This is a genomic window from Pseudomonas sp. NY15372, assembly GCF_048068215.1.
GTDB classification, from domain to species: domain Bacteria; phylum Pseudomonadota; class Gammaproteobacteria; order Pseudomonadales; family Pseudomonadaceae; genus Aquipseudomonas; species Aquipseudomonas guariconensis_A.
This window is the reverse complement of record NZ_JBLUPY010000070.1, coordinates 1-3,746: the sequence shown is the minus strand read 5'-3', so window position 1 is coordinate 3,746 and position 3,746 is coordinate 1. Positions and strand designations below refer to the sequence as shown.

Below are 3,746 nucleotides of genomic sequence, written 5' to 3'. Positions count from 1 at the left end.
GCCACCTCGGAGAAGGGTGTTCTCCAGTCAGGTACCGGGGGCCTCACCCGGCCCAATCGCGGGGCACGCCCGCCCCCCCGAGCGCTACGGAGCGGGCTTGCCCCGCGATTGGGTCGCAACAGGCACCTCACAAGGCCCCAACCATGCCTCCGATTCCATACTGGCGCCTGTCCAGCTTCTATCTCTTCTACTTCGCCTTGCTCGGCTCCACCGCCCCGTTCCTGGCGCTGTACTTCGACCACTTGGGCTTCTCCCCGGCACGCATCGGCGAGCTGGTGGCCATTCCCATGCTGATGCGCTGCATCGCCCCCAACCTGTGGGGCTGGCTGGGTGACCGCAGCGGCCAGCGCCTGCTCATCGTGCGCCTGGGCGCGCTGTCGACCCTGGCGACCTTCTCGCTGATCTTCGTCGACAAGAGCTACGCCTGGCTGGCACTGGTGATGGCCCTGCATGCCTTCTTCTGGCATGCGGTGCTGCCCCAGTTCGAAGTGATCACCCTGGCCCACCTGCACGGCCAGACCGCCCGCTACAGCCAGGTGCGCCTGTGGGGCTCGATCGGTTTCATCCTCACCGTGGTCGGCCTGGGCCGGCTGTTCGAGTGGCTGAGCCTGGACATCTATCCGGTGGCGCTGGTGGCGATAATGGCCGGTATCTTCCTCGCCAGCCTCTGGGTGCCCAACGCCCAGCCGGTGGAACACGCCGAGCGTAAGGGGGCAGGGGGCTTTTTGCGCCAGCTGACGGCGCCGGGCGTGCTGGCGTTCTATGCCTGCGTGGCGCTGATGCAGCTCAGCCACGGCCCTTACTACACCTTCCTGACCTTGCACCTGGAGCACCTTGGCTATACCCGCGGTGCCATCGGCCTGTTATGGGCGCTGGGGGTGGTCGCTGAAGTGCTGGTGTTCATGGCCATGAGCCGGATCTTCGCCCGCATCAGCGTGCGCCGCGTGCTGCTGGCCAGCTTCCTCTTGGCGGCGCTGCGCTGGTTGCTGCTGGGCAGCCTGGCGGACATCCCGGCGGTGCTGGTCGTGGCCCAGGTGCTGCACGCGGCCACCTTCGGTTGCTTCCATGCCGCGTCCATCGCCTTCGTCCAGGGCAGCTTCGGCGCGCGCCAGCAAGGGCAGGGCCAGGCGCTGTACGCGGCTTTGTCCGGCACCGGCGGGGCGTTGGGAGCGCTCTATGCGGGCTACAGCTGGAAACTGCTGGGCCCAGCCTTCACCTTTGGTATGGCCAGCATCGCAGCCTTGGCCGCAGCCGTTATCATTGCCCTTTGTTCGAAAGAAACCAGGAACAGCCTCTGATGAGCATTCTCAGCGTTTTCCACACATCCAGCCCCGAGGTGCCGAACAAGGTGCTGACCCACCATGACGATATCGCCGCGACCCTGGTCGAGCAGGGCGTGCGATTCGTTCGGTGGCCCCATGAGCTGCGCATTCGCCCAGGCACCAGCCGTGACGAAGTGCTGGCAGAGGGCCGTGGTTTGCTCGACGCGATGATGACCGAGCATGGCAGCGTGGCCTTCAGCCTGCTCGATCGCGATGGCCAGGCCCCGGCCGAGGCCGACCTGCGGGATGAGCATGTGCACGAGGCGGAAGAAGTGTTCGCGGTCATCACCGGGCGCGCGCAAATCAGCTTGCGGCTGGGTGAGTGGGTGTATGCGGTGGTGTGCGAGAAAGGCGATGTGCTGGTGGTGCCGGCCGGTACCCGTCGTTGGTTCGACCTGGGCGACAACCCATTCTGCCTGGCCTTGCGCCTGTTCGGCAGCGAGCAGGGTATGCAGCCGCGCTTTACCGGTGATGCCTCGGCCCGTGGGTTTGCCGGGATGAACGAGTTCTAAGGCCAATCGCCGGCAAGCCGGCACCCACAAAACCTTATGCCATTGTGGGAGCCGGCTTGCCGGCGATTGGGCGTTTCGTGCTTACCGATAGGTCGGCAAGGCAAAGCGCTGCTGGCTCTGCAGCATCGAGATCACCGGCAACTCACTGGCCTGTTCGGCCAGGTCACGGCGAATGGCGCTGATCGCCCAGGACAGCTGCTCCGCGCTGTGCAACTGCGCATACGACAGCACCCGGCGGGTGACCTTGCCGTCGGCGGCACGCAGGGTCAGCTGGATACCGCCATCGGGACGCGGCTGGGTTTCGACTTTGTAGGCGGAGAAGACCGAGGCGAATTTTTCCTGGATGAGGTCCATATCTCAACTCCTGACTGTTGTGTTTGCAGACTCTGGAGTTGAAGGTTGCAGCGACCGTGCCAGCCGCTTGCTGATCTATATTTCCTTTAAAATCAAAGAGTTGAAAATATATGGCATTGAGGCGACCGTGCATTGTGCAAGGTCGTGCATTTTGCACAGTGCATTTTGCAAGGTTCATAGGGTTTGCCTCTGGCCCCTATAGATTCTGAACCTTTGACCATCTGGCACTGCCTGACAAACACTTGGGCTCTCGACTATGCCAGGAGGTTCCCGATGTCCGACCAACAACCCATCGCCATGACCGACGACGAAACCGCCGCGTTCGCCGAAGAAGTCTTCGAACGTGCCCGCCGGGGCGATGCCCAGATGCTCGGGCGCCTGCTGCAAAGCGGCCTGCCGGCCAACTTGCGCAACCACAAGGGGGACACCCTGCTGATGCTCGCCAGCTACCACGGTCATCATGACGCGGTGCAGGTACTGCTGGCCCATGGCGCCGACCCGCTGATCGCCAACGACAACGGCCAGCTGCCCATTGCCGGCGCTGCGTTCAAGGGCGACCTGGCGATGATCCGCCTGATGCTCGAACACGGCGTGCCGGTGGATGCCGCTGCCGAGGACGGGCGTACCGCGCTGATGCTGGCGGCCATGTTCAACCGCGTCGAGATCCTCGACTTCCTGCTGGCCCAGGGCGCCGACCCAGCTCGCCAGGATGCCCGTGGCGCCACCGCCCTGACCGCCGCCCAGACCATGGGCGCCGCCGACACCGCCGCACGCTTGCAGGCGCTGGCCGGCTAACCCTCCGGGGGCATTTGCGGCTATCCTTGGCGACTTTTTCGCAAGCCGCAGGCCCCCTCATGAAAAACCAGTTGATCGAATTCATCAGCCTCATCGGCGCCGGCTGCATGCGCGAACAAGACATCGAGCGCATCGCTGACGAAGCCGCCCAGGCTTATGCCGACCCGGCCGCCTTCCTCGCCGTCAACCCGGACATCAACTATGACGACACCTTCCCCATTCCCCTGGGCGAATGGGTGGTGCTCGGCAGTTTGCCCGATACCGTGCTGTTCCAGGCCGACAGCTACCAGGAGCTGTTCGAGCGCATCACCGACTCGTTCGACAAGAGCGTGCCGTTCACCCTCAAGCCCAAGCAGCTGGCGCGTACCGAGGCGCTGACCGCGCTCAACCGCATCCAGGTGCAGATGGGCGCCCTGAACAAGGAAGCGGGCGGCTACGTGCTGCTCAATTTCAGCCAGTTGCTCGATGACGAGCTACAGATGGTGATGGTCGGTCAGAACGACCTGGCGCGGGTGCTGGAGCTGGGGGCGGTGCTGGGTATCAAGGTGGAGCCGGCGCTGGAGGCGTTGCGGGTGGCGGTGCACGTCTGAGTCAAGGGGCGGCTGTACCGGCCCAATCGCCGGCAAGCCGGCTCCCATAGAACAACGCATAACTATTTGATTTTGCGGGCCTTGTGGGAGCGGGCTTGTCCCGCGATTGGGCCGGGCCGGATATCACCGTCGCCTGGCAAGGGCTTCGCCCTTAATCGCGGGACAAGCCCGCT

At 64.4% G+C, this 3,746-nt stretch carries 5 protein-coding genes; 4 read left to right on the top strand and 1 reads right to left on the bottom strand.

Annotated elements, in window-relative coordinates; all coding sequences use genetic code 11:
* The first annotated feature begins 143 nt into the window (after window positions 1-143).
* A complete protein-coding gene (locus ACNFG0_RS22765) occupies window positions 144-1,298 on the top strand; it encodes an MFS transporter (RefSeq protein WP_196156796.1) in 1,155 nt (384 codons plus the stop codon).
* A complete protein-coding gene (locus ACNFG0_RS22760; protein WP_416766508.1) occupies window positions 1,298-1,834 on the top strand; it encodes an oxidase in 537 nt (178 codons plus the stop codon). The genes ACNFG0_RS22765 and ACNFG0_RS22760 overlap by 1 nt, the downstream gene beginning before the upstream one ends.
* Before the next feature lie 81 nt (window positions 1,835-1,915).
* Here ACNFG0_RS22760 and ACNFG0_RS22755 read toward each other — a convergent pair whose 3' ends face one another.
* Window positions 1,916-2,188 carry a DUF3509 domain-containing protein gene (locus ACNFG0_RS22755; RefSeq protein WP_084854960.1) on the bottom strand — a complete coding sequence of 91 codons (273 nt, stop codon included), beginning with the start codon at window positions 2,186-2,188 and terminating at the stop codon, window positions 1,916-1,918.
* Between the two features lie 273 nt (window positions 2,189-2,461).
* Between ACNFG0_RS22755 and ACNFG0_RS22750 the strand changes: the two genes are divergently transcribed.
* Together ACNFG0_RS22750 and ACNFG0_RS22745 are read left to right on the top strand one after the other, a co-directional pair.
* Window positions 2,462-2,983: an ankyrin repeat domain-containing protein gene (locus ACNFG0_RS22750; RefSeq protein WP_416766507.1), complete on the top strand. Its 522-nt coding sequence runs from the start codon at window positions 2,462-2,464 to the stop codon at window positions 2,981-2,983.
* Between the two features lie 59 nt (window positions 2,984-3,042).
* Window positions 3,043-3,573, top strand: a complete 531-nt coding sequence (locus tag ACNFG0_RS22745) for a hypothetical protein (protein ID WP_196145790.1) — start codon at window positions 3,043-3,045, stop codon at window positions 3,571-3,573.
* Window positions 3,574-3,746 lie beyond the last annotated feature (173 nt).

Coding starts and splice junctions, on each gene's coding strand:
- ACNFG0_RS22765 (WP_196156796.1), top strand. CDS start 144: ATGCCTCCGATTCCATACTGGCGCCTGTCCAGCTTCTATCTCTTCTAC.
- ACNFG0_RS22760 (WP_416766508.1), top strand. CDS start 1,298: ATGAGCATTCTCAGCGTTTTCCACACATCCAGCCCCGAGGTGCCGAAC.
- ACNFG0_RS22755 (WP_084854960.1), bottom strand. CDS start 2,188: ATGGACCTCATCCAGGAAAAATTCGCCTCGGTCTTCTCCGCCTACAAA.
- ACNFG0_RS22750 (WP_416766507.1), top strand. CDS start 2,462: ATGTCCGACCAACAACCCATCGCCATGACCGACGACGAAACCGCCGCG.
- ACNFG0_RS22745 (WP_196145790.1), top strand. CDS start 3,043: ATGAAAAACCAGTTGATCGAATTCATCAGCCTCATCGGCGCCGGCTGC.